Below are 25,704 nucleotides of genomic sequence, written 5' to 3'. Positions count from 1 at the left end.
TGGTCTACCGGTCACCGGGCCGCAGGCCGGACTGATCGCCGGCGCCGGCCTCGCCATGGTCGTAGCGGGCATCGTGCTGCTCCTCGCCCGACGCCGCCGGCCGGTCGCGTTCATCGCGGGGAACGACACCACCACGTCCTAGACCGTCCTTCCGCCGGCAGACCTCGGCTCCACCAACCCTGGGCCCGCACCACCGCCGGCCGAATGCTGCGCCCGTCCGGATCAGGTTGTGCGGCAGCGGCCGGTGCAGGCCGGGGGCAGGGCAACGGCCGGGCGACGGTACGGGCCCCAGGCCACGAAGCGCTGGAACAGCTCACCCGGGGTCGGGCCGCCCTCCGGGTCCAGGCGGAACAGGTCGTGGGTCGCCTCGTAGTACAGCCCGGACAGGTAGACCGCCAGGTGGTGCGAGCGGGCCCTCGGAGGGGCGCTGCCGGTCCAAGATCCGCGTCAGGGGCGCACGCGGGACAGGCCCCAGGCGATCAGGCCCGTGACGACGCCGACGATGACGCCGGTGAAGAGGCTGCTGATCGCGGCGAAGAACCGCAGGATGACGGCCTGCGTACCCGGCGCGAGGTCGGTGAGGTTACCGCCGAGGGTCGGCCGCTCGTCGAAGGCCACGTGCCAGAGCAACTGGTGGGTCAACGCCAGCAGGACGCCGTAGAGCAGGCCCACCACGAGCAGGGTCAGGAACGGGTTGGGCACCCGCTTCGCCAGTGTCACGGTGATCCACACGACCGGCGGTACGACCACCAGCAGCAGGTTGACGAAGGTGCGCTCGTGCACCAGGTCCAGGTCGTGCAGTACCACCCGGGGCACGCCGAGCAGCGCCAACCCGAGCAGGGTGAGGAACGGAAGTCCGAGAGCCGGGCGGGGTGACATGTTCATGCCGGCAACGCTAGGAACAATCGGTCGCCCCGCCATCGGCCCGCGAACCCGTCCCGGGTACGTCCGTGGGCGACCCCTGGTGTCGCCTTCCGACGACTCCCACCGCCCCGACCTCGCCGTACGCTGATTTTGTGGCCGGCCAGTCGACGCAGCGGAGGGTACGTCCCTGGGTAACCGACCTGCTCCTCGGTGCGGGTGTCGCCGTCACCGTCTCGATCGTCATCACCGCCAACGAGGGCGGTCGGCACGGGCCGGACCGGGTCGCGTACCTGTGGGCGGTGGGCCTGGGTGCGCTGATGCTGGTCCGGCGGCGCTACCCGGTGGTGGTGCTCGCCGTCAGCGTGCTGGGACTGTTCGCCTACTACGCCGCCGGCTACCCGGCCATCGGCTTGGCCGTGCCGGTCGCCGCCGCCCTCTTCTCCGCCGCCGAACGCGGCCGGATCGCCGCCTCGATCACCGCCGCCGTGCTGGTCATCGTGGTCTCGGTGGCCTTCCGGCTGGCCGAGGGGCAGGACTTCGCCTTCGTGGTCGGCTACGAGTTGGCCGGGCACGTACTGCTGATGGGCACGGCGATCGCCTTCGGCGACAGCCTGCGATCCCGGCGGGCCGCGCAGGCCGACGCCCGACGCATCGCCGAGCTGACCGAGGCCCGGTACCGGCAGGAGGCGCAGGCCCGGGTGCGGGACGAGCGGATGGCCATCGCCCGCGATCTGCACGACTCCCTCGGCCACACCACCTCGGTGATCGCACTGCACGCCGACGTCGCCCGGGAGGCGCTGGGCCGCGACGAGGCCGCCGTCCGATCCGCGTTGGAACTGATCCGATCCACCGCCCACCGCAGCATGGACGACCTGCGGCGGACGGTGACGCTGCTCCGGTCACCCGAAGACCCGCCCCGCACGGTCGTCTCCCTGGCCAACCTCGAAGCGGTCACCCGGGCCGCCTCGGCCGCCGGTTTCGACGTCGACGTACGTGTGAACGTCGACGCGCCACTGCCGGCACCGGTGGAGGCCGCCACGTTCCGGATCGTGCAGGAAGCGGTCACCAACGTCGTCCGGCACTCGGCCGGCAGCCGCGTCCAGATCCGGGCCGAACAGGACGGCGGGCAGCTCACGCTCACCATCACCGACACCGGCTCCGACCCGGTGCCCGGCGCGGGCGCGCCGCCGAACCCGACGCCCGGCACACGCCGGCTCGACCAGGGTGCCGGCGCGGACCGGCGCGCCGGTGCACCCGACCGGGTGCCGGCAGGGACCCGCGATGCCCCAACCAGCCACGCCGAACCGCCGACCGACCACCACGCCGCAGTCGACGAGACCGAGCCACCGACCACCGGCCGGGCCGGGCACGGCATCGCCGGGATGCGGGAACGGGCCGAGAGTCTCGGCGGCACACTCACCGCCGGACACCGGCATGACGGTTTCGTCGTACGGGCGGTGCTGCCCCTCAGGGAGCCGGAATGACCAGCGTGCTCGTCGTCGACGACCAGGATCTCGTCCGGGCCGGCATCCGGACTCTGCTGGCCGCCGATCCGCAGCTCACCGTGGTGGGGGAGGCCGCCGACGGGCGCTCGGGTCTGCGCCTGGCCCGCCAGTTGCGGCCGGACGTCGTACTCATGGATCTTCGGATGCCGGTGATGGACGGCCTGGCCGCCACCGCGGCGATCCGCGCCGACGAGGCCCTGACCGCCACCCGGGTGCTGATCCTCACGACCTTCGACGACGATGAGGAGATCATCGAGGCGGTCGGTCTCGGTGCCGCCGGTTACCTGTTGAAGGACACGCCCTCGGACGACCTGCGGCGGGCGGTGCACACCGCCGCGGCCGGCGGGAACCTGCTCTCGCCCACCGTCGCCCGCCGGGTCATGGAACGGCTCGCCGCCACACCGAGGCAGCCCCCGCCCGACCCCCGGTTGGCCGTGCTCACCGAACGGGAACGCGCGGTGCTGACCCGGGTCGGGCTGGGCGAGACGAACGACGAGATCGGCCGCGCGCTCTTCATCAGCCCGGCGACCGCCCGCACCTACGTCAGCCGCCTCCTGACCAAACTTGACGCCCGCGACCGCACCGCACTCGCAGTCATCGCCCACCGCGCCGGCCTGACCCCCTAAACCCACCCACCCAGGGGCTGGGGGTGGGTGGGAAAGGGGTCGTTGGGGTGGGGGGTCGGGTCGTAGGGTGCGGTGGTGTTGTTGCGGATGTCGACGTCGCTGATCCGGACCCTGCGCGAGGATCCGGCCGACGCTGAGGTGCCGAGTCACCGGCTGCTGCTGCGTGCCGGATACATCCGGCGGGCCGCCCCGGGCGGCTACACCTGGTTGCCGCTGGGCAAGCTGGTGCTGGACCGGGTCACCGAGATCGTCCGGGCCGAGATGGCGGCGATCGGTGACCAGGAGGTGCACTTCCCGGCGCTGCTGCCCGCCGAGCCCTACCGCACCAGTGGACGGTGGACGGAGTACGGCGACGACATCTTCACCCTCGCTGACCGGCGCGGTGCCGAGCACCTGCTGGCACCGACCCACGAGGAGCTGGCCGCGCTGCTGGTCAAGGATCTGTTCACCTCGTACCGGGACTTCCCGGTGACGTTGTTCCAGGTTCAGACCAAGTTCCGCGACGAGGCCCGCCCCCGTGCCGGGCTGCTGCGCGGGCGCGAGTTCCTGATGAAGGACGCGTACTCGTTCGACCTGGACGACGAGGGCCTGCGGGCCGCGTACGGCCGGCACCGGGAGGCGTACCGGAAAATCTTCGACCGGCTGGGGCTCGACTACACGGTGGTGCACGCGATGTCCGGCGCGATGGGCGGCTCCGCGTCGGAGGAGTTCCTGGCCACCACACCGGTCGGCGAGGACACCTACGTCGGCTGCACCGACTGCGACTACGCGGCCAACACCGAGGCGGTGACTACGCCCGTGCCGGCGGCCGGCGACCCGCAGGCACAGCCGGTGACCGAGGTGCACGACACCCCCGAGACGCCGACCATCGCCAGCCTGGTCGCGCTGGCCAATGACCGCCGGCTGGGCGGCCGGGACGACTGGACGGCCGCCGACACCCTGAAGAACGTCGTGCTGACGGTACGCCGGCCCGGTGCCGAAGCCTCCGAGCTGCTGGTGGTCGGCCTGCCCGGCGACCGGGAGGTCGACCTGAAACGGCTGGCCGCCGCGCTGGCCCCGGCCACGGTGGAAGTCTTCGACGCCTGGGACGAGCATCCCGAACTGGTCCGTGGCTACCTCGGACCGCAGATCTTCACCAAGCTCGACGTCCGTTACCTGGTCGATCCCCGGGTCGTGCGGGGTACCTCCTGGCTGACCGGCGCGAACGAGATGGGCCGGCACGCCACCAGTGTGGTGTGTGGCCGGGACTTCACCCCGGACGGCACGGTCGAGGCCGCCGAGGTGCGCGCCGGTGACCCCTGCCCGGCCTGTGCCACCGGCCGGTTGACCATGCGTCGGGGCATCGAGATCGGGCACATCTTCCAGCTCGGTCGCCGCTACACCGACGCCTTCGCGGTGGACGTCCTCGGACCGCAGGGCAAGCCGGTCCGGCCCACCATGGGCTGTTACGGCATCGGCGTGTCCCGGGCGGTGGCGGCGATCGCCGAGCAGCATCACGACGACCGGGGACTGGTCTGGCCGGCGTCGGTCGCACCGTGTGACGTGCACCTGGTGGCCGCCGGTAAGGGTCCGCAGCTCGACGCGACGCTGGATCTCGGTGTCCGGCTCTCCGCCGCGGGCCTGCGGGTGTTGGTCGACGACCGGACCGGCGTCTCCGCCGGGGTGAAGTTCACCGACGCCGAGCTGATCGGCATCCCCCGCACCGTCGTGATCGGACGCCGCCTGACCGAGGGGTACGTCGAGCTGCGCGACCGGGCGACCGGGGAACGCACCGATCTCCCCGTGGCCGACCTGGCGGAGAGACTGCTGAGCGAGTAGGCAGGAACGTGGTGTAGCCGTTGAGTGACGGGGTACCGCATCCCGATCGGCTGAACGTTCTCTGGAGGCTCTCTGATGACTGGTTACCGGGTCGCTGACGTGATGACCCGGCAGGTGATCTACCTGCCGGCGGAGACCACCCTCGACGAGGCCGCCAGGGTGATGAAGGAGGCGGACATCGGCGACGTCGTGGTCACCGACGGCGCCAACCTCGCCGGCATCCTGACCGACCGCGACATCGTGGTGCGCGCGGTGGCCGAGAACGCCAGCGCCACCGACACCACCATCGGCTCGATCGTCACCCGCGAGGTCGTGATGATCGAGCAGTTCTGCACCGCGGGTGAGGCTGCCGCACTGATGCGTGAGCGCGGCATCCGCCGCATCCTCGTCTGCGACAACGAGCGCAAGCTGGTCGGCATCGTCTCCCTCGGCGACCTGGCCATGCAGCTCGACCCGACGTCGGCGCTCAGCGAGATCAGCGAACAGTCCCCCACGGTGTAAGGAAGGGCACCTTCTTAACGCCTCCGGTAGAGGAAGGGCCCCCTGTTAACACCTCACCCGGCCCCCATGCGGCGGCGGTAGCCTGGCGGGATGCCCGAGATGCCGAGCAAGCTGGCCGAGATCGTCGACGAGTTCGCCGGGGCACCCCGTGATCTGGTGCTGGAGATGCTGCTGGAGTACTCCGACGCGGTGCCGCCGCTGCCCGCCGGCCATCCGGGTCATGAGGGCATGGAGCAGGTCGTGGAATGCCAGACGCCGTTCTTCCTGCGCGCCGAGGTGACATCCGAGGGCACCGTCCACACGTTGTTCGACTGTCCGCCGGAGGCACCCACCACCCGGGCGTTCGCCGGCATCCTCGCCGAAGGGTTGGCCGATGCCACCCCGGAACAGGTCCTCGCCGTTCCGGACGACCTGTACCAGCGGATGGGCCTGGCGCAGGCGATCAGCCCACTACGGGTACGCGGTGGCACCGCCATCCTGGCCCGGCTCAAGCGGCAGGTCCGCGAGCAGACAAGCTGACCTGGACGGCACCGCCACCGACCCGGGCGCTGAGCCCCGCCGCTCACCGGGGCGCTGCGCCTGTGGCCGGCGTGGGCGCGGAGGCCCACCGCCGACCCGGGCGCTGAGCGGCCAACCGGGTGCTGAGCCTGCGGCCGGCACCCGCGACCGGGCTGCCCGGCCCCGCCGTGACCTGGACGGCACTCGGGAACAGACCTGCCGGTCAGCGGGTTGTCCCCGGTCATGGAGATCGACATCTACGCCGACGTGGTCTGCCCCTGGTGCTGGATCGGCCGCCGTCGACTGGAGCAGGCGCTGGCGTCGTACGAGGGCATGGTGACCGTCCGGCACCGCCCCTACCAGCTGGACCCGTCGCCGGTTCCGTCGCCGCGCCCGACGCTCGACGTGCTGGCCGAGAAGTTCGGTGGCCCGCAGCGGGCCCGGCAGATGGTCGCCCGGGTCGCCGAGATCGGCGCGAGCGTCGGTCTGGAACTGCACTTCGAGCGGGCGATCGCGGCCAACACCTTCGACGCGCACCGGCTGATCACCTGGGCCGGGCAGCGGGACCACGGCGGTGAGATGGTCGAGGCTCTGCACCGGGCCCACTTCACCGACGGCGTCGACATCGGCTCACGGGAGGCACTCGGCGCAGTGGCCGCCCGTATCGGGCTCGACGGCGAGGACGCCCGCCGCTTCCTCGGCTCCGACGAGGGGGTCGCCGAACTGCGGGCCGAACTGGCCGCCGCCCGACAGCTCGGGGTGACCAGCGTGCCCACCTTCGTGCTCGCCGGCCGGTACGCGGCCACCGGAGCGCAGGAGTCGGCCACCCTGCTCGCCGCCATCACCGAAGTCCAGCAGCGCGAGGCCGCCGCCCACTGACCGCCACCCGTCGACGCCGTTGATGTTTCACGTGCAACAGCATCGATGCGGACAGATGGTCAGGCCGGCCTGGCCAGGTCCTCCACCACCCGCGCACCGGGCAGCGCGGCCAACGCCGGGCCCGGTAGGGCGATCTTGCTGTGCCGCACACCCGATCCGATCACCACGTGCGGCGTGGCCACCACCCTCGGGTCGACCAGGATCGGCCACTGCGACGGCAGCCCGATCGGCGTGATCCCGCCGTACTCCATGCCGGTCAGCTCCACCGCGTCGGCCATCGGCGCGAAGCTCGCCTTGCGTACGTCCAGCGCCCGCCGGACCACCCCGTTCACGTCCGCTCGGGTGGTGGCGAGCACCAGGCACGCCGCGTACCGGATCACGCCCTCACGCTTACCGGCGACGACCACGCAGTTGGCCGACTCGTCCATCCCGACGTCGTACGCGGCGCAGAAGGCCGCGGTGTCGGCGAGGTCGGCGTCAATCGGTGCGACCAGCACCGAGTCGACGTCCACCGGGGCGTCGGCGGGCCATTCGGTGAGCGCGGCGGCGACCGGCGGAGCCAACAGGTCGGCACGGGTGCGGGCGGGCTCGGTCTTCAACGTTCCCATCACGCCTGCGATCGTCGCACTCCGGTCCGTCGCCGTGGACGGCGACCGGCGGACCGGAGCAGCTGACCGCCGGCGCGAACGGCTGGTTCGCGTCGGGACCGACGGTCAGCCGCCGTTGGTCAGAAAGCCGTGCCGCTCCAGCATCGCCCGGTCCCGGGAGGCGGCCATCTCCTCGGCCCGCGCCGCCTGGACCCGGCGAACCTCGATGTCCTCCAGGGCGTGCCGCACCGCGAGCCGGATCACCCCGTAGAGGAAGACGAACCCGCAGACGTACAGAAGACTGGTGACGACGAACGTGAGCATGGCTCGACGGTAGGGCGGACGGGAACGGGGGCAGGTGTCATCGGGTCACCGTTCGCCCGTACGTGTCGGACAGGTATTCGGCCCAGGTTCGCCGGCCCGTCGGCTCGGCGTCGGTGACCAGACCCCCCGCGCGCAGCTCCCGCCCGAGTCGGCCGGGAAACCGGATCGGCAACAGCGGACGGCGGGACCGACGCGCCTGCCGCCACGTCCGCACCGCCTCGTCGAAGCGCTGCACCTCGGGGCCGCCGTAGTCCACGATGCCGCCCCGTGGTCCGCCGTGGAGAAACTCGATCAGCCGGTCCGCCACCTCGCCCTGGTCGACCGGCTGGGCCAGCACCGCCCGGTCACCGATCACCGGTCCGAGCCGACTGGACATGCGCAGCAGTTGGTCGATGAACGGGAAGAACTGGGTGGCCCGCAGCACCGTCCACGGCACCCCGCCCTCGGCGATCACCCGCTCGGCGGCGAGCTTGTGCCGGTAGTACGGGTAGGGCACCCGGTCCACACCCACGATCGAGACGTACACCAGATGCTTCACCCCGGCCTCCGCCGCGGCGGTTACCAGGCGTCGGGTGCCGAGCACGTCGATCTGGTGGGTTCGCCGGGTGGGCGAGGACGCCAGGTGCAGCACCGCGTCCACGCCGGCCACCGCCGAGGCGATCCCCGCACCGGTGGCCAGATCCGCCACCACCCACTCGACTCCTGACCCGGTACGCGGCCGGCGGCTGGTGGCCCGCACCTCGAACCCTTCGGCGAGCAGCCGGGGCAGCACCTCCCCGCCCAGCACGCCGCCGGCGCCGGTGACCAGTACGTGCATGTCAACCTCCCTCGTCGCTTGCCAGCACGACGGATCGGGCCGGCCCTGACGTGACAGCTGTGAGTGGGCTCACCTCGCCAGGTTCAGCGCCGTGATCAGCATGAAAAGCACGATGACCGCCTCACTGACCAGCCAGGAGTGGCTGTTCGCCCAGTCCCTGATGCGCGGTAACACCACCGCCGCACGGTGACCGAGCAGCAGCAGCGCCAGCAGCGGCAGCGCGAGCAGGACCAGAGTGAGCAGCCCGAAGGGCAGCAGGTGCCACCACGGCAGGTCGTGCCGCGCGGCACTGGCCCCGACGGTGACCATGGTCAGGTCGTCCGACGGCATGCCGAGGAAGAGCAGCAGGCCCACCTTCAGCGCGTACCCCGGACCGGCGTGCTGGAGCCGACCCATCCAACGCGGCGGCCCCGAGTGCCGGCGCAGGAACACGATCACCGCCAGCACCACCAGCAGCGCCAGGACGAACCAGTCGAGCCACCGTTCGACGGCACCCCGACCCCCACCGGAAAAACTGATCTTGAAAAGGTGGACCACCAACCAGGCCAACAGCGTGCCACCGAAAACGACGATCGCCGCGCCCGCCAGGTAACCCAGCGAAGCGGCCCGTGGCCGGTCGGACGAGGCGAAGAAGACGGCCGCCACCAGCTGGGTGCCGGCGACCATCACCACGGCCAGCGGCAGCAGCGTCAGGAAGGTCATCGCCAGCTCATCCTGCCGGCTCACCCGGCCACACACTCCCGCTTCGGCCGATCCCCACCGCACCGCGCTGCCGGCTCTCACCGATCTGCCCGCCCACCGGCACGTGGTCAGCTGGAACGGTCAGACCGGCGTCACTCGCGGCGTCGGCACGACCCGGTTGGCGAGCAGGGCACCGACGAGCGCCAACCCGGCCGCCGCAGCGAGGGTCACCCCGTAGTCGAACCGTCCGGGTGCCACCCCGGCGGCGAGTACCGCACCGGTCAGCGCCAGCACCGTCGCCGCCGCCAGCGAATCGCACAGCTGCAGGGAGGAACTGTTCCGCCCCTGCTCGCCGGGGGCCGACAGCTCCAAGGTCAGTACCGACAGCGACGGATAGAGCAGGCCCATGCCCAGGCCGGCGGCCGCCCAGCCGAGAATGCCCACCGACACCGGCACCGCAGGAACCACACAGCTGCCCACCACCGCGGTACCGGCCGTGATGCAGGTGAGGCCGACCCTCGGCAGGGTGGCCCGGGACCGGGGTGCCCGGATCCGCCCCTGCAACCAGGAGCCGAGCGACCAGGAGAGCGCACCGGTGGTCAGCACCAGACCAGCCGCCGTCGGAGTGAACCCGCGCTCCCGGGACAGCATCAGCGGGATGACCACCTCGGCACCCACGAACGCGGCCGAGGCCAGCCCGCGCAGCCCGACCACGGTGGGCAGGCCGCGACCGGCCCGCAGAAACCCGGCCGGCAACAGTCGCGGCGCGCAGACCAGCAGCCCGACCAGGGCGACGGCGACCAGCGCCACGGCGGTGCCGCCGCGCTGCTGACCCCCGATGTGCAGCAGTGCGGCGCTCACCCCCGCCCCGCAGGCCCAACCGATCCGAGCCAGTGCCCCGGCGGCCCGACGGACCGGACCGGCCGGACCGACCGACCGCAGCCCGGGATGGATCAACAGCACCGCCGGCACCGCCACCACCGGCACCGCCAGGAAGACCCACCGCCAGCCGACGTACTCCACCACCAGACCCGCCACGACCGGCCCGACCAGTGACGGGACCACCCAGGCGGCGGCGAACGCGGCGAAGATGCGGCGGTGCAGACGCTCCGGGTACGCCTGCGCGACGATCACGTACAGCGCCACCGACAGCAGGCCCGAGCCGAAGCCCTGCACGATCCGGCCGACCACCAGCGTCGACATGGCCGTGGCCGCACCGGCGAGCAGCAGACCGGCGACGAACCCGGCGAGACCGAACCACATCGGAGCGCGTGGCCCGCGGGCGTCGCACCAGATGCCGGAGAGCACCATCGCCACCACACCGGCCGCGAACGGGCCACCGAAGGCGATCCCGTACAACGCCAGCCCGTCCAACGCACGGGCGACCGTAGGCATGGCGGTGCCCACCGCCAGCGCCTCGAAGGCCAGCAACGAGACCAGCGCCACGCTGCCCACCGTCATCGCCCGCAACCGAGGGGCGAAGAGCGACTCGGCACCTACCGGAGACGGGGCGATCAGCATGAGGCAAGCCTCGGACCTCAACCCGCCTTCAAGTCAATTGTGACGCCGCTTACCTCAGGCGGACTCCAGTGCCTCGCCTATCCCTTTGGCCAGGCCGGACAGGTGCTGGTCGGCCAGCAGATGCCCGGCGGTGATGACCAGCGCCAACGGCCACTCGATCACCTGGAGCGCGGTCAGCACCCCGATACCGGCGTAGTAGGTGAGCTTGTCCGGCGGCGGCACCGCCACCTCCCCGAGCCACGGCACGTTCACCCGGCGGGTGAACGCCTGCAGAGTCTCCCGGGTCCCGCTGAGCTGTCGTGTCAGCGCACTCATCTCGCCTCCCCCGAACCGACGCGCCCACCCCGGATTCCTCCACCGAGGCCATCCATGCCCAGCCGAGCAGCAAACTTTGCCCAGCTCCGGTGGGCATAAGGGACGTCCGGCCGGGAAGCCAGGCCGCCGGGCACGAACGGTAGGAGGCGAGATGCGGTTTGGCGCCGTCGGAGTACCTCCGGTGGTGGGCGCCGCGTCCCGCAGCGTCGGTGCCGCCGCCACCCGGCTCGCCCGGGCGGCCGGGCTGACCAGCCGGCGGGTGTGGTCCCGTCCCGGCCGGCACCACATCGAGGTGCACGGCGTCTGCCAGGACGGCGGCGACACCCTCGCCCGCCAGGTCGAGGCGGCACTGGAGAAGGTGCCCGGGGTGACGTGGGCGCGCGTCAACGCGCCTTCCGGACGGGTGGTCGTCGCGGTCGACACACCGGGACCGAAGGTGCGCGCGCTGGTCGCCACCATCGCCCGGATCGAACGCACCTGCCCGCACGAACCGGATCCGGACATTCCGCCGCCGCACCCGCCCGAGGAGGGACCACGCACCCCGCGTACCCTCGGCGCCCTCGCCTCCGACGCGCTCGGCCTGACCATCTCCGCGGCCACCCGCATCCTGCCCGTCACCCCCGTCCCCGGTGAGGTCTCCGGCCTGCTCAACGCCATCGACCTGCATCCGAAGCTGCACAGCCTCGCCGGTCTGGGACTGCGCCGCGACCCACGCGCCGAGATCCTCTTCCCGCTCACCGAGGCGGTGGTGCAGGGCCTCACCGGCGGCTGGACGGGAATAGTGCTCGACGGCGCACAGCGGATCGTGCAGTGGGGAGAAGGGCTCGCCCAACTGCGAGCCTGGGAGAAGGCCGAGCCCCGACTCACCGGCGAACCGGACCGCGCCGTCGCCCGCGCACCCGCCCACGACCGCCCCTGCCCGAAGCCCGACGGCTCCGTCGAGCGGTACGTCAACCGGATGCTCGTCGGCGGCGCGGCCGCCTTCGCGGCGGCCACGCCCGTGGTCGGTCCGAAGCGGGCCGCCGCCCTCGGACTGTCCGCGCTGCCCAAGGCACCCGGCAGCGGACGCGAGGGGTACGCCGCCCAACTCGGCCGGATCCTCGCCCGACGCGGCGTCATCGCGATGGACCGCAGCGTGCTCCGCGAACTCGACCGGATCGACACGCTGGTGCTGGACGCCCGGGTCCTCGGCTCCGACCGGGGCGTCCTGGCCGACCTGGCCCCGCTGCCCGACGTCGACACGTCGCAGGTGGCAGCCCGGGCGTTCACCCTCTTCGAGCCGGCCGCGCCGCACGACGTACGCCAGCTCGACGGTTGGCGACTCGGCCCGCTGGACCGACTCGACGTGCGGGACCCCGGCGACACCGACGACAGCCGGCGGCTACGCGAACGCGGTGGCACCCTGCTCGGGCTGGCCCAGGGTGACACCCTCACAGCGGTGCTGCGGGTCGAACCGGAACCGGCACCCGGCGTCGAGACCCTACCGACCGTCGCCCGGCAGGCCGGCCTGCGACTCGTCGTGGCCGGCGGCGACCCGCAGCGAAACGCCACCGCCGACGCGCTGATGCCCGGCGAGGAGCAGCTCTCCGAGACGGTACGCACCCTGCAACGTGAGGGTGCGGTGGTGATGCTCGTCTCCGGTGACCGTGCCGCGCTCGCCGCGGCCGACTGCGGGTTGGGCCTCGCCAGCCATGACGATCCGCCGCCGTGGGGAGCCCACCTGCTGGTCGGCACCGACCTGCGGGTCGTCGCCCTGATCATCGAAGCGGCCGGAGTGGCCCGCCGGATGACCGCGCAGAATCTGCGCATCGGGCTGGCCGGCACCGGCCTCGGCGCGCTGAGTGCCTTCACCGCCGACCGCGCCCTGCTGCCCGGCCGCAGCCTCGCCTCGGTCAACGGCGCGGCGGCGCTCGCCTTCGCACACGGCGTGTGGCGAGCCGGTCGGCTCTCCGAACGGACCACCGCACCCGCACCCGCGATCACCGCCTGGCACCTGATGCCGGTCGCCACCGTCATCGACCAGCTCCGCACGAGTCAGGCCGGGTTGACCGACACCGAGGCCCAGCGACGACGGTCCGCACGCCCGGGCGAGGCGGCCGGTCCCGGTGGACTGCTCCGCGCCTTCATCGACGAACTGGCCAACCCGCTCACCCCGGTGCTCGCTGCCGGTGCGGTGCTCTCCGCCAGCTTCGGTTCGCTGGTCGACGCCGCGCTGGTCGGCGGGGTGGTCGGGGCGTCCGCGCTGGTCGGCGCGGTACACCAGCGCAACACCGAGAAGTCCCTGGCCGAACTGCTGTCCCGCTCGGCGGTGACCGCCCGGGTCCGGCGCGACGGCGTCGAACGGGTGGTGCCCGCCGACGACCTCGTCCCGGGCGATGTGATCGTGCTCGAATCCGGCGACGCCGTACCCACCGACTGCCGCGTGCTGGAATCCGTCGGGCTGGAGGCCGACGAGTCCTCCCTGACCGGCGAGTCGCTCCCGGTCAACAAGACCGACCAGCCGGTGGTCGCCGCCGCAGTGGCCGAACGCTCCTCCATGGTGTACGAGGGAACCACCATCGCCGCCGGCCGGGGCACCGCCGTGGTCGTGGCCACCGGCGCCGACACCGAGGCCGGCCGCAGTCTCGCCCTCGCCGGGCAGGCAGCACCGACCAGCGGGGTCGAGGCCCGGCTGGGGCGGCTGACCCGGACCGCGATCCCACTGGCCGCCGGGTCGGCGGTCGCGGTGGCCGGCGCCGGCCTGCTGCGCGGCGTACCGCTTGCCCAGACGGCCGCGACCGCCGCCAACCTGGCCGTCGCCTCAGTGCCCGAAGGGCTGCCGTTCCTGGTCAGCGCCGCGCAGCTGGCCGCCGCCAGACGGCTCGCCGAACACGGCGCACTGGTCCGCAACCCGCGCACCATCGAGGCCCTGGGTCGGGTCGACGTGCTCTGCTTCGACAAGACCGGCACCCTCACCGAAGGGCACCTGATGCTGGCCGGTGTGGGCGACGCCGACTCGTACGCGGCACCGGAGCAACTCGACGACCGGCTACGACGCACCCTGGCGGCGGCCCTGCGCGCCACCCCGGCGGCCGACGACCCCGAGGAACTCTCGATGCAGACCGACCGGGCGGTGCTGCGGGGCGCCCGGGGCGCCGGTGTCGGCGAAGAGGTCGGTGCGCCCGGCTGGCGGGCCGCCGGTGGGCTGCCGTTCGAACCGTCGCGCGGCTACCACGCCACCGTCGGCGAGACCGACGGTGGCCTGTTGCTCAGTGTGAAGGGAGCACCCGAGGCGGTCCTGCCCCGCTGCGCCGCCCAGCGCACCGCCGGACGGGACGAGCCGCTCGACGACGCCGGCCGCGCCGAACTGCACCGGTTGCTCGGCGAACGGGCCGGTGCGGGGCACCGGATCCTCGCCGTCGCCGAATGCACCGTCGCCGACCCGGAGGTCACCGACGAGGGCGTACGCGGCCTGGTCTTCACCGGTTTCCTCGCGATCGCCGACGGGGTCCGCGCCAGCGCCGCGCCGGCCGTACGCCGGATCCGTCAGGCGGGCGTGCACACCATCATGATCACCGGGGACCACCCGGCGACGGCCGAAGCGATCGCGGCCACCATCAGCGACGGAGAAGAACAGCAGGTGGTCACCGCCACCGAACTCGACGAGCTCGACGACAACGCCTTGGCCGAGCGGCTCGCCGGCACCGACGTGGTGGCCCGCTGCACCCCGGCGCACAAGGTCCGCATCATCCAGGTTCTGCAGAAGTGCGGGCGTACCGTCGCGATGACCGGCGACGGCGCCAACGACGCGCCCGCCATCCGGCTGGCCGACGTGGGCATCGCCCTCGGTCAACGGGGCACCCCGGCGGCACGCGCCGCGGCCGACCTGGTCGTCACCGACGACCGGCTGGAGACGATCATCGCCACCCTGGTCGAGGGCCGGGCGATGTGGTCCTCGGTCCGCCACGCACTCAGCATCCTCGTCGGCGGCAACCTCGGTGAGATCGCGTTCAGTGTGCTGACCGCCGCGGCCACCGGCCGGGCCGCCCTCAACGGACGCCAACTTCTGCTGGTCAACCTGCTCACCGACCTGGCACCCGCGCTGGCCATCGCCGTGCGACCACCCGGCGGCGACCACGCCGACGGGCTGCTGCGCGAGGGGCCGGACAGTTCGCTGGGCCAGACCATGACCCGGGAGATCGGGCTCCGCGCCGTCGCCACCACGCTGGGCGCCACCGCCGGCTGGACGCTGGCCCGCTACACCGGCACCCGCCGACGCGCCGGCACCGTCGCCCTGGTCTCCCTGGTCGGTACCCAACTCGGCCAGACCGTGCTGGCCGGCGGCACCAGCCCGACCGTACTCGCCTCCACCGCCGCGTCCTTCGGTGTGCTGGCGACGGTGGTGCAGACCCCCGGTCTGAGCCAGTTCTTCGGCTGCACTCCGCTGGGTCCGGTCGGCTGGACCATGGCCACCGGATCCGCGCTCGGCGCCACCCTCGCCAACGGCGCCCTCACCCGGCTCGTCGCCCGCCTCCCCCAAACCGGTGGCGACCGCGCCGACGACGAGCCGGCCGCGGGCGAGCACCCAGACGTTGGGCGGGCCGGCAGCCGTCCCGATGCCGCACACGGAACGTGACCGGCAGTCCGGTTCCGGTACTGCCTGCCCAGCCGGCGCCCGTCCGCTGTCCGGTGTCTGTCAGGCGGCGGGATGCCAGGTGGCGGCGGCGCGGCGCAACCGGTCGTTGACGGCCCGCCCCACACCGATGTCCGGCACCGGCTCCGCGACGATCTCGGCCACCCCCGCCGCGTCGAGCCGGTGCAGCGCGTCGAAGAGTCGGGCCGCCGCCTCGGTCAGGTCACCGGAGGCGGAAAGCACCTCCACTGCCGCCCAGCCGCCGGCCGGCCGGTCGCGGAACGCCAGATACCCTCGATCCATGCCGCCGGTGTCCGCCGGCTCCGCGCCGGACACCAGGCGCAACGGCGTACGCGGCGCGTAGTGCGCGGCCAACGTGCCCGGCGCGACCGGCTGCCCCGAACTGCCCGGCCGTACCGTCACCGGGCCGGTCACCTTCTCCAACTCCTCGACCGGCAACGCACCGAGTCGAAGCACCACCGGGCGGCCCTCCCGGGCGTCCACGATCGTCGACTCGATCCCGCACCGGGTCGGGCCGCCATCGAGCACCACGTCCACGGCCGCGCCGAGCCCGCGTACCACGTGCTCCGCACGAGTGGGACTGAGCTGGCCGAACCGGTTCGCGCTCGGCGCGGCCACCGGGACCCCGGCAGCGGCGATCAGACGCCGAGCATGCTCATGGTCCGGTACTCGCACCGCCATGCTGTCGAGCCCGGAGGTGACGATCGGCGGAATCTCCTCCGGGCGGTCCACGATCAGTGTCAGCGGCCCCGGCCAGAACCGTGCGGCCAGCGCCGCCACGGCCGGAGACACCGGACCGACCAGCGGTTCCAGGTCCGCCGAGTCGGCGAGATGGGTGATCAGCGGATCGAAGCTCGGCCGCTGCTTCGCCTCGAAGATCCGGGCCGCCGCCCGCGCGTCCAACGCGTTCGCGCCCAGGCCGTAGACCGTCTCCGTGGGAAAGGCCACCAACCCGCCGGTACGCAGCACGGCGGCCGCCTCGCCGAGGTCACCGTCGGCAGGCAGGACGCGGGGAGATCCGATGCTCACGCTCCGACGCTAGCCTGCGGCCGGCACCCCGCCCGACGCGCCCCGAGATCAGCCGGTGAAGTCGACGACGTACGCCGCGAGCGACAGGCCACCCGACCCGCCACCGCCGACGGTCACCCAGTCCGCACCCCCTGGTCCGTCGGTCGGACCGGCTGCACCTAGCGGACCGGGGCCATCGACCGGGCTACGCTCCCCGGCCGGACCCGCCACGACCCGCAGCGGATGCTCGAAGTGCACGGTCAGGAAACGCCAGGCAGCCCTGTTCAACTCCGGCTGCCGGGAATTGGCCACCTCACCCGGGTCACCCGAATGAAAGAGCAGTAGGACACGGAATCCCACTCATGGGCCACCCGGAGCCGGTGGCCGCCGTGATCGGCGAGCAGCTTCCACAGCGCACCGGACGCGGACCGGGACTGCGAGAAGACCGGTTGACCCGGGTTGCCGGCGTACCTGATCACTGCGCCGTCGGGCTGCTCGCGCAGCGGTTTGCCGAGCCCCCAGCAGATCCGATTGCACGAGCAGTAGAGAAACGCCGAAGCCCCCACGTGCCACCCCCCCTGACCGGGCACGCCCAGTCACCCGAGACCGAGTCAGGCTTCGGCGATCACGAGGTAGAACGTGAATCCCGCGACGACAGGACCACTCGCCAGACGCTTCACCCACTCCGCTGCTCTCGTCTCGGCCAGCTTTCCTTCCTGCACAGCACGAGCGGCGTTACGGCGGAGACCCAGAATCTGGTCAGCTGTGCCGAAGTCCCGAAACATCACCGCGACGGGATCGACCGATCGCACCCGCAGACCCGCCTGACCACACAGGCGCACCAGCTCCCTACCGATCGTCGGGTTGCGCACCCGGCCTGCCGCGGAGTCCGCGAACCGTCGGCTGGTCTGGAGGTCTTCATCCGCGACAGCGAGCGTGTCCCAATCCGGCTCCGCCATGCCGAAGAGCCCGCCTGGTCGTAGTACTCGACGGACCTCAACCATCGCCTCAGTCGGGTCCAGGACGTGCTGTAGCACCCTGTCCACCCTCGCCCGGTCGACGCTGCCGTCGGTCAGGGGAAGGTCATGGATGTCGCCCGCACGGAGATCGACAATCGGTCGGTCGGCATAACGGCGGCGGGCCTCGTCCAACATCCGGGGATCGTTGTCGACACCAATCACCGTGCCCTCGGCACCAACTGCGTCAGCCATCCGGCCGAGGTCCGTCCCCGGGCCACAGCCGATATCGACCACGACCTGACCGTTCTCAACCTGGAGAGCGGAGAGAAAGCGCTGCTTGTAGTCCAAGCCCACCGCAGTGCCGGCTGCCCTGTCCATGTACTCGATCTGATCAGGTGCGGTCGTCGCCGCCGTGAGCTGACTCATTGAGCAACTTAATCACAGCAGCCCCCGCAGGCCCGCCGGGTCTTGGGCGAACGCGAGTGCTGGAGAGACATACCGCGTTGGTGCTGGTGGAGCCCAGGGGACTTGAACCCCTAACCCCTGCCTTGCAAAGGCAGTGCTCTGCCAGTTGAGCTAGGGCCCCGTGGCGGCGTTAGCGCCGCAGGTCGGAACGGACGCCGTCAGCGCAGGTCCGGCGAGGTGGTCGCCTCGTGCCAGAGGGCACGCTCGTCGTTGGCTTCCTTGACCTTTTTGGCCACCACCGCGGCCACGCCGACGACACCGACCAGGATCAACAGCTTCTTGAACATCGGGGCTACCCCTCACGCTCGACATGCCGTCGGACCAATGCGGTGGGGCTAGCTGGAATCGAACCAGCGACCTCAGAGTTATCAGCTCTGCGCTCTAACCGACTGAGCTATAGCCCCGCGTAGCGACGAGCAAGGTTAACCCATCCGCCCAGCGGCTCCCAAATCGGGGCCAGTGTGCCGGCCCCTCCCCGTCGCCCCCTGAACCTACCCGAGCGGCGGTTGCCGGTACACCAGGTTACGGCCCCTGCCACCGTCCCCGACGAAGCCTCACCGGATGCGGTATCCCGCGCGAACCCGGCCACCGGGGACCCCGATATGCCGCATCCCGCGCCGGCGTGCCATGCCCGGATGTACGGCGACGCCGGCCCGCACCACCGGGGAGGGTGGCGGGGCCGGCGTCGGAGATCGGGTCAGTCCCGCTCGGCGAGGGTCAGTTCGATGCCGCCCACCAGGTCGGCACAGACGTTGTAGACGAACGCGCCGAGGGTGGCCAGCGCGGTGAACAACACGACGTTGACCAGACCGATCAGCGCCGAACTGAAGATCACACCACGTGCGGTGATCTGGAAGCCGTTGGTGCTCTGCCCGCCACCCGCGTTCACCAGGTCGCCCAGGCTGTCGTTCACGCTGGTGAAGACACCCATCGCGTCCAACGCCAGGTACAGCACCGAGGTCGCCACGACGATGACGATGAACAGCACCACCGACACCGCGAAGGCGAACTTCATCACCGACCACGGGTCGATCCGCTTCAGGTTCAGCCGGGCCCGGCGCGGTCCGCGCGAGGCGGCCGAGCTGACCGAGGTACGCGCGGCGCGTACCGCCTCACCGACCCGCGCGGCACCCACCGCCGGGTTGACCCCCGGGGGTAGCCCGCCGCCGCTGGCCGGGCGGCCCAGCCCGAGCGGCCGGGTCGCGTCCGACTTCGTCCCGCCCCCGGTCACGCGTGGCTGGGTACCGGTCGTGCCGGTGCTGGCCGTCGGCAGGACCCCGGTGGCACCCACGGAGGACTTGCCTGCGGGAGTGGCGGCCGACTGGGGAGGCGACGGCTTGCTGGCGACGGTCGCGGTGCTGTCCGCGGCGCTGCCTCCTTCCGTCACCTTCTCCTCGGCGTCGTCGCCCTCCGGCGAGTCTGTCGGCTTGTCGGGTGGCGGGGCCATACCGGGAGCCCGAGTGAATTTCGGGGCAGGCGCGTCGGCGGGGACGGTGGCCCGACCCACGGCCGCGCGGCCGGTCGATGGCGTGCCGCTCTTCGCGGCCTCCTCGTCGACCGGGTTGGCCGAGGTCCCCGCGTTCCCCGACTTCGCCTGTGTCTCCGTCATTCAACTAGTCCTGTTCGTCAGGCTCGTCGGCATTGCGAGCAATCGCCACGATAGTCACGCCGTCCGGAAGGTCCATCAGCTTGACCCCCATTGTGTTCCGGTCACGCGTACGGCGTACAGGCTTCACCGGAGTCCGGATGACGCCACCGTTGCTGGTGATAGCGAACAGCTCATCGTCCGGGTCGATCACGACAGCGCCGACCAGACCACCGCGTCGCTCGGTGATCTTCGCAGTCAGCACACCCTTACCTCCCCGGCCCTGGACCGGGTATTCCTCGATCGGAGTACGTTTCGCGTATCCGCCGTTCGTGGCCACCAGAACGTCCAAACCCTCCCGGACGACCTCCATGGCCAACAGCTCATCATCCTCGCTGAAGCGCATGCCGATCACACCGGAGGTGGCCCGACCCATCGGGCGCAGTGCCTCGTCCGTGGCGTTGAACCGGATCGCCTGAGCGTTCTTGGAGACCAGCAGCAGGTCGTCGGTGGGGCCGGCCAGCGCAGCACCGACCAGCTCGTCCTCATCGCGCAGGTTGATCGCGATGATGCCGCCGGACCGGTTGGAGTCGAACTCCTCAAGCCGCGTCTTCTTCACCAGGCCGTTCTTCGTCGCCAGGACCAGGTAGGGCGCCACCTGGTAGTTCGGGATCTCGATGATCTGTGCGATCTGCTCGTCCGGTTGGAAGGCGAGCAGGTTGGCCACGTGTTGGCCCTTGGCCACCCTACTGGCCTCCGGAAGCTCGTACGCCTTGGCCCGGTACACCCGACCCTTGTTGGTGAAGAACAGCATCCAGTCGTGCGTCGAGCAGACGAAGAAGTGGCTGACGATGTCGTCCTGCCGCAGCGTGGCGCCGCTGACCCCCTTGCCGCCTCGCCGCTGCGAGCGGTACAGATCGACCTTGGTCCGCTTGGCGTACCCGGTCCGGGTGATCGTGACCACCACGTCCTCCCGGGCGATGAGGTCCTCCATCGAGACCTCACCGTCGAACGGGACGATCTTGGTCCGCCGGTCGTCGCCCCACTTGGCGACGATCTCCCCCAGTTCCTCCGAGACGATCCGGCGCTGCCGCTCCGGCTTGGCCAGGATGTCCTTGAGGTCGGCGATCTCCAGCTCCAGCTTGGCCAGGTCGTCGAGGATCCGCTGCCGCTCCAGCGCGGCGAGCCGGCGCAGCTGCATGTCCAGGATCGCGGTGGCCTGGATCTCGTCGATCTCCAGCAGCTGGATCAGGCCCTGCCGCGCGTCCTCCACCGTGGGTGAACGCCGGATCAGCGCGATCACCTCGTCCAGCGCGTCCAGCGCCTTGGACAGACCCCGCAGGATGTGCGCCCGCTCCTCCGCCTTGCGCAGCCGGAACGCCGTCCGCCGGCGGATCACCTCGATCTGGTGCTCGACGTAGTAACGGATGAACTGCGCCAGGTTCAGCGTGCGCGGCACCCCGTCGACCAGCGCCAGCATGTTCGCGCCGAAGGTCTCCTGGAGCTGGGTGTGCTTGTAGAGGTTGTTCAGCACCACCTTCGCGACCGCGTCGCGCTTGAGCACCAGCACGATCCGCATGCCGGTACGCCCGGAGGACTCGTCGCGGATGTCGGCGATCCCACCGAGCTTGCCCTCCTTGATCAGCTCGGCGATCCGCTCGGCCAGGTTGTCGGGGTTGACCTGGTACGGCAGCTCGCTGACCACCAGCGCCGGCCGACCCCGCTTGTCCTCCTCCACCTCGACCACGGCCCGCATCCGGATCGAACCGCGACCCGTGCGGTACGCGTCCTGGATGCCGGACTGACCGACGATCAGACCGTGGGTGGGGAAGTCCGGACCCTTGACGATCTCCAGCAGTGCTTCGAGGGTGCTGGCCTCGTCCGCCTCCGGGTGCTCCAGGCACCACTGCACCGCCGCGCCGATCTCGCGCAGGTTGTGCGGCGGGATCTTGGTGGCCATGCCGACCGCGATGCCCTCGGAACCGTTGATCAGCAGGTTCGGGATCCGCGACGGCAGGATGGTGGGCTCCTTCGCCCGGCCGTCGTAGTTGTCCTGCAGGTCGACGGTGTCCTCGTCGATGTCCCGCAGCATCTCCATGGCAAGCGGGTCGAGCTTGCACTCCGTGTTGTGGCTGACGAACCCGTCGGAGACGAACGAGTGGTCTTCGGTGTCCACCCGGATGCTGTAGACCGGCTGCACACCCGCGTCCGCGACCTCGGCCACCTCGGCGTAGTAGAAGCGCCCGTCGACAAGCGGCTCGACCACGTCGAGCACCTGGGCGTTGGTGATCCGGGCGGCAATCTCGTCGCGGTCCCGCTCCCACCGCTCGACCCCGTCGACGTTGTGCCGACGCAGCCAGTCCCGCTCGGTCCACCGGCTCGCGCCGTGCGCCCGGATGAAGTCGCCAACCAGCGGCACGTGGTCGCTGGAGAGCGCGGTGCTGCTCGCCGGCACCGACGCCAGCTCCGACTCCAGCTTGGCCTGCTTGCGACCGAGGAAACCGACGTGAGCGGCGAAAATCCGGGCGTCGCGACGGTTGGTGATGACCACCTTGAACTCGCCGTTGTCATAGCGGCACTGCTTGCTGACGACGCCGAACTCCAGCAGCAACTGCTGCACCTCGCGGGCCAGCCGCTCGCTGCGGGTGGAGTAGCTGATCTGGATGGTGTTGCGGGGCAGCAGCGACGAGAAGCCGTCGCCCTCGAAGAGCGACTGGAGGAAGGCGCGCTTGACCGCCGCCGGCCCCTGCCAGACGAACTCCGGCACGAACTTGCCGGCGCTCCGCGCCCCGACCAGCTCGCCGAGGACGCTGGCCCGCAGCGCAGCGAGGTCTTGAATGTCCAGCTCATGCAGCCTGCTGCCAGAGGCGATCGTCCGCTCGCTGACGTAGCGGGGGCCGCCGACCGCGAGGTCGTAGGCAGCAAGCACCCGGACAAAGAATTCGCGATCGATGTTGTTGAACCCAGCGCGGCTCTCGGAGACCCACCCCTCGCTGACGAAGGCACCGGCGAGGACGGCGGCCTCGACGTGCTCCAGCATCGGGTAGCCGATCTCGTCCGGCACGCTGCGCTGGAGCACCACCCGGTCACCGGGGGAGATCTCAGCGAGCAGCTTCCAGAGCAGGGTCGGCACGCCGGCCACGTCCACCAGGCAGAGCACCGGGTGGTTGTGGGTGCCGGTCAGCTCGTACCCCTCGCGGGTGCGCAGCCGCAGCGTCGGGTGCTCGCCCGAGTGGAAGAACTTCGAGGCCCGGACCAGGTCGCCGTTGCGGTCGCGGACCTTGAGGTCGATGTCGGTCTCGCTGCTCGACGCCGCGTCGGCCACCACATCGCCGATCCGCATGCTGCCGTCGAGAGTGCGAATCCGAACATCTCCGGACAAGCAGTATCGCATCGCCGCAGCCGGATCGTTTCCGGGCGAACCGAAGTTGCCGTTGCCGTCGACCAGGGGGTAGCGCAGCGACCAGGGCTGAGCCATCCGGACCAGGGCGTCGTAGATGGCCGAGTCCCCGTGCGGGTGGAACTGGCCCATCACGTCGCCGACGACCCGCGAGCACTTCACGTAGCCGCGGTCCGGCCGGTAACCGGAGTCGAACATGGCGTACAGGATCTTGCGGTGGACCGGCTTGAGCCCGTCCCGGACGTCCGGCAGCGCCCGCCCGACGATGACGCTCATCGCGTAGTCGAGGTAGGAGCGCTGCATCTCCACCTCGAGCCCGACGGGCTCGATCCGGTCGTGCGAGACGACGGCGGCCAGCGCCTCGGGGACTTCGGGCTCGCTAGGTGTGGACTCGGGGGAATCGGTCACTGTTAACCCTTATCAGACTGAGAGTCGCTTTTGTGCTGTGGATAACGGCTGTGGATACCGGCCAAGCTGTGGATAACTCTGTGGACCCGGCAGCCGGACCGTCGGTGGAGGTCTCGTCCGGCTGCCTGGTCCATCAGATGTCCAGGAATCTGACGTCCTTGGCGTTGCGCTGGATGAACGACCGGCGCGCCTCGACGTCCTCACCCATCAGCACGCTGAACAGTTCGTCGGCGGTGGCCGCGTCGTCCAGGGTGACCTGACGCAGGGTGCGGGTGGCCGGGTTCATCGTGGTCTCCCACAGCTCCGGGTAGTTCATCTCGCCGAGACCCTTGAACCGCTGGATGTCGTCCGGCTTGGCGTTCGGCTTCTTCTGCTGGCGCAGCAGGATCAGGCCGTCGCGCTCCCGGTCGGAGTACGCGTACTGCGCGTCGTCGCCCTTCCGGTTCCACTTGATCTTGTAGAGCGGCGGAGCGGCCAGGTACACGTGACCCAGTTCCACCAGCGGGCGCATGAAGCGGAACAGCAGGGTGAGCAGCAGCGTCTGGATGTGCTGGCCGTCGACGTCGGCGTCGGCCATCAGCACGATCTTGTGGTACCGCAGCTTCTCGATGTCGAAGTCGTCGTGGATGCCGGTGCCCAGCGCGGTGATCAGCGCCTGCACCTCGTTGTTCTTCAGCACCCGGTCGATCCGGGCCTTCTCCACGTTGAGGATCTTGCCGCGGATCGGCAGGATCGCCTGGGTACGCGGGTCACGCCCCTGCTTGGCCGAGCCGCCGGCCGAGTCGCCCTCGACGATGAACACCTCGGACTCGCGCGGGTCGGTGGACTGGCAGTCGGCCAGCTTGCCCGGCATCGAGCCGGACTCCAGCAGCGACTTGCGACGGGCCAGCTTGCGGGCCTGCTGGGCGGCGATCCGGGCGCGGGCCGCCTGGGACGCCTTGGTGATGATGATCTTCGCCTCGGCCGGGTTGCGGTCCAGCCAGTCGACCAGCCGGTCGTTGCAGACCCGCTGCACGAAGCTCTTCACCGGCGTGTTGCCGAGCTTGGTCTTGGTCTGACCCTCGAACTGCGGGTTGGTCAGCTTGACCGAGATGATCGCGGCCAGGCCCTCGCGGATGTCCTCGCCGGAGAGCTTCTCGTCGCCCTTGAGCAGCTTCTTGTCGGTGCCGTAGCGGTTGACGACGCTGGTCAGCGCGGCCCGGAAGCCCTCTTCGTGGGTGCCACCCTCGTGGGTGTTGATGTTGTTGGCGAAGGTGTAGACCGACTCGCCGTACGACTCGTTCCACTGCATGGCGATTTCGAGCGACATGCCCTCCTCTTCGGCACCGTACTCGATGACCGTCTTGTGGATCGGGGTCTTCGAAGCGTTGAGGTGCCGGACGAAGTCGGCGATGCCGCCCTCGTAGTGGAAGGTGACCTCGCGGAGCTTGCCTTCCTCGCCCTCCGCGACCCGCTCGTCGAGCAGGTGAATGGTGAGCCCGCGGGTCAGGAAGGCCATCTCCTGGAGGCGGCGGTAGATGGTCTGGAAGTCGAAGTCGACGGTCTCGAAGACGTCCGGGTCGGGCCAGAAGGAGACCGCCGAGCCGGTACGGTCCGTCGGCTCGCCCTTCTCCAGGGCGGTCGGCTTGGAGTGGTGGTACTGCTGCCGCCAGACGAAACCGTCCTTGTGGATTTCGACGGCCATCCTGGTGGAGAGGGCGTTGACCACGCTGACGCCGACGCCGTGCAGACCGCCGGAGACCGCGTACGCCTTGCCGTCGAACTTGCCGCCCGCGTGCAGGACGGTCAGTGCCACCTCGACGCCCGGCTTCTTCAGCTTGGGGTGCAGGTCGACCGGGAAACCACGGCCGTTGTCGGTGACCCGGACGCCGCCGTCGGCGAGCAGCACCACGTCGATGGTGTCGCAGTGACCGGCCAGCGCCTCGTCCACCGCGTTGTCGACGACCTCCCACACGAGGTGGTGCAGGCCGCGCTCGCCGGTGGACCCGATGTACATGCCGGGCCGCTTGCGGACCGCCTCCAGCCCTTCGAGAACGGTGATCGACTCGGCGCCGTACTGCTGATTGTCCTGCGCTGCCACCCTCGGCCACTTTCTCGCGTCCGGCGCGCCGTGGGGCACGTTCGGACGCGGGTTCGGCGGACAGGACGCGACGTCGGCACGCGGACCGGCACCGGGGACAATTCCGGGGTACGGGTCGAACGCACCGGTCGCCGCGGTTGCCCGCGGATCGCGATCGGCTCCGACCCGAGTCGGACAATGATCGCGGGCCCGCACCGGACCCGCGACCCGTGACTCCGCACCGGGTCTTC

The 25,704-nt window shown here is 71.0% G+C and carries 21 protein-coding genes and 2 tRNA genes; 7 read left to right on the top strand and 16 right to left on the bottom strand.

Features of this window, described 5'->3' with window-relative positions; genetic code table 11:
• Positions 1 to 447: 447 nt before the first annotated feature.
• Entirely contained in the window at positions 448 to 885 is a 438-nt protein-coding gene (locus SM447_RS04310) for a hypothetical protein (protein WP_474571404.1), read from the bottom strand.
• Between the two features lie 131 nt (positions 886 to 1,016).
• Here SM447_RS04310 and SM447_RS04305 point away from each other — a divergent pair, with 131 nt between their 5' ends.
• From SM447_RS04305 to SM447_RS04280, 6 genes are all read left to right on the top strand, one after another.
• The gene (locus tag SM447_RS04305) at positions 1,017 to 2,348 is read left to right on the top strand and encodes a sensor histidine kinase (RefSeq protein ID WP_474571403.1); all 1,332 of its coding nucleotides are present in this window, start codon (positions 1,017 to 1,019) and stop codon (positions 2,346 to 2,348) included.
• Entirely contained in the window at positions 2,345 to 2,995 is a 651-nt protein-coding gene (locus SM447_RS04300) for a response regulator (RefSeq protein ID WP_474571402.1), read from the top strand. Before SM447_RS04305 ends, SM447_RS04300 begins: the two co-directional genes overlap by 4 nt.
• Positions 2,996 to 3,070: 75 nt before the next feature.
• Positions 3,071 to 4,813 carry a proline--tRNA ligase gene (locus tag SM447_RS04295; RefSeq protein ID WP_474571401.1) on the top strand — a complete coding sequence of 581 codons (1,743 nt, stop codon included), beginning with the start codon at positions 3,071 to 3,073 and terminating at the stop codon, positions 4,811 to 4,813.
• A gap of 75 nt (positions 4,814 to 4,888) precedes the next feature.
• Entirely contained in the window at positions 4,889 to 5,314 is a 426-nt protein-coding gene (locus tag SM447_RS04290; protein ID WP_474571400.1) for a CBS domain-containing protein, read from the top strand.
• Between the two features lie 90 nt (positions 5,315 to 5,404).
• Positions 5,405 to 5,833, top strand: a complete 429-nt coding sequence (locus SM447_RS04285; RefSeq protein ID WP_474571399.1) for a SufE family protein — start codon at positions 5,405 to 5,407, stop codon at positions 5,831 to 5,833.
• Between the two features lie 222 nt (positions 5,834 to 6,055).
• Positions 6,056 to 6,691 (top strand): DsbA family oxidoreductase, encoded by a 636-nt coding sequence (locus tag SM447_RS04280; protein WP_474571398.1) that lies wholly within the window; start codon positions 6,056 to 6,058, stop codon positions 6,689 to 6,691.
• A gap of 59 nt (positions 6,692 to 6,750) precedes the next feature.
• Here the strand turns inward: SM447_RS04280 and SM447_RS04275 are convergent, their stop codons facing one another.
• The 6 genes from SM447_RS04275 to SM447_RS04250 all read right to left on the bottom strand — a co-directional run bounded on the left by SM447_RS04275 (position 6,751) and on the right by SM447_RS04250 (position 10,936).
• Positions 6,751 to 7,299: a YbaK/EbsC family protein gene (locus tag SM447_RS04275; protein WP_474571885.1), complete on the bottom strand. Its 549-nt coding sequence runs from the start codon at positions 7,297 to 7,299 to the stop codon at positions 6,751 to 6,753.
• Positions 7,300 to 7,404: 105 nt separating this feature from the next.
• On the bottom strand, positions 7,405 to 7,602 hold the full coding sequence (locus SM447_RS04270) for a hypothetical protein (protein ID WP_357582206.1): 198 nt from the start codon (positions 7,600 to 7,602) through the stop codon (positions 7,405 to 7,407).
• A 37-nt stretch (positions 7,603 to 7,639) separates the two neighbouring features.
• Positions 7,640 to 8,419: an SDR family oxidoreductase gene (locus SM447_RS04265; protein ID WP_474571397.1), complete on the bottom strand. Its 780-nt coding sequence runs from the start codon at positions 8,417 to 8,419 to the stop codon at positions 7,640 to 7,642.
• Between the two features lie 69 nt (positions 8,420 to 8,488).
• Positions 8,489 to 9,145: a GAP family protein gene (locus tag SM447_RS04260; RefSeq protein WP_474571396.1), complete on the bottom strand. Its 657-nt coding sequence runs from the start codon at positions 9,143 to 9,145 to the stop codon at positions 8,489 to 8,491.
• 96 nt (positions 9,146 to 9,241) lie between these two features.
• The gene (locus SM447_RS04255; RefSeq protein WP_474571395.1) at positions 9,242 to 10,621 is read right to left on the bottom strand and encodes an MFS transporter; all 1,380 of its coding nucleotides are present in this window, start codon (positions 10,619 to 10,621) and stop codon (positions 9,242 to 9,244) included.
• Between the two features lie 54 nt (positions 10,622 to 10,675).
• On the bottom strand, positions 10,676 to 10,936 hold the full coding sequence (locus tag SM447_RS04250) for a hypothetical protein (RefSeq protein WP_474571394.1): 261 nt from the start codon (positions 10,934 to 10,936) through the stop codon (positions 10,676 to 10,678).
• Positions 10,937 to 11,087: 151 nt separating this feature from the next.
• Here SM447_RS04250 and SM447_RS04245 point away from each other — a divergent pair, with 151 nt between their 5' ends.
• A complete protein-coding gene (locus SM447_RS04245) occupies positions 11,088 to 15,551 on the top strand; it encodes an HAD-IC family P-type ATPase (protein WP_474571393.1) in 4,464 nt (1,487 codons plus the stop codon).
• A gap of 60 nt (positions 15,552 to 15,611) precedes the next feature.
• Here the strand turns inward: SM447_RS04245 and SM447_RS04240 are convergent, their stop codons facing one another.
• The 9 genes from SM447_RS04240 to gyrB all read right to left on the bottom strand — a co-directional run bounded on the left by SM447_RS04240 (position 15,612) and on the right by gyrB (position 25,474).
• Positions 15,612 to 16,574, bottom strand: a complete 963-nt coding sequence (locus SM447_RS04240) for an L-threonylcarbamoyladenylate synthase (RefSeq protein ID WP_474571884.1) — start codon at positions 16,572 to 16,574, stop codon at positions 15,612 to 15,614.
• A 72-nt stretch (positions 16,575 to 16,646) separates the two neighbouring features.
• Positions 16,647 to 16,937, bottom strand: coding sequence for a hypothetical protein (locus tag SM447_RS04235; RefSeq protein WP_474571392.1), 291 nt, complete (start codon positions 16,935 to 16,937; stop codon positions 16,647 to 16,649).
• Positions 16,938 to 17,188: 251 nt separating this feature from the next.
• The gene (locus SM447_RS04230) at positions 17,189 to 17,962 is read right to left on the bottom strand and encodes a methyltransferase domain-containing protein (RefSeq protein WP_474571391.1); all 774 of its coding nucleotides are present in this window, start codon (positions 17,960 to 17,962) and stop codon (positions 17,189 to 17,191) included.
• 84 nt (positions 17,963 to 18,046) lie between these two features.
• Positions 18,047 to 18,122 (bottom strand) — tRNA-Ala (locus SM447_RS04225).
• 37 nt (positions 18,123 to 18,159) lie between these two features.
• The gene (locus tag SM447_RS04220; RefSeq protein WP_210936323.1) at positions 18,160 to 18,288 is read right to left on the bottom strand and encodes a DLW-39 family protein; all 129 of its coding nucleotides are present in this window, start codon (positions 18,286 to 18,288) and stop codon (positions 18,160 to 18,162) included.
• A 43-nt stretch (positions 18,289 to 18,331) separates the two neighbouring features.
• A tRNA-Ile gene (locus SM447_RS04215) sits at positions 18,332 to 18,405 on the bottom strand.
• Between the two features lie 293 nt (positions 18,406 to 18,698).
• A complete protein-coding gene (locus tag SM447_RS04210; RefSeq protein ID WP_474571390.1) occupies positions 18,699 to 19,610 on the bottom strand; it encodes a DUF3566 domain-containing protein in 912 nt (303 codons plus the stop codon).
• Between the two features lie 4 nt (positions 19,611 to 19,614).
• On the bottom strand, positions 19,615 to 23,394 hold the full coding sequence (gene gyrA, locus SM447_RS04205; RefSeq protein ID WP_474571389.1) for an intein-containing DNA gyrase subunit A: 3,780 nt from the start codon (positions 23,392 to 23,394) through the stop codon (positions 19,615 to 19,617).
• A gap of 133 nt (positions 23,395 to 23,527) precedes the next feature.
• The gene (gyrB, locus tag SM447_RS04200; protein WP_474571388.1) at positions 23,528 to 25,474 is read right to left on the bottom strand and encodes a DNA topoisomerase (ATP-hydrolyzing) subunit B; all 1,947 of its coding nucleotides are present in this window, start codon (positions 25,472 to 25,474) and stop codon (positions 23,528 to 23,530) included.
• Between the last annotated feature and the right edge of the window lie 230 nt (positions 25,475 to 25,704).

The sequence above is a fragment of the Micromonospora aridisoli genome, from assembly GCF_056150025.1.
The sequence above is the reverse complement of the archived record's forward strand: the minus strand, read 5'-3'. Positions and strand labels throughout refer to the sequence as shown.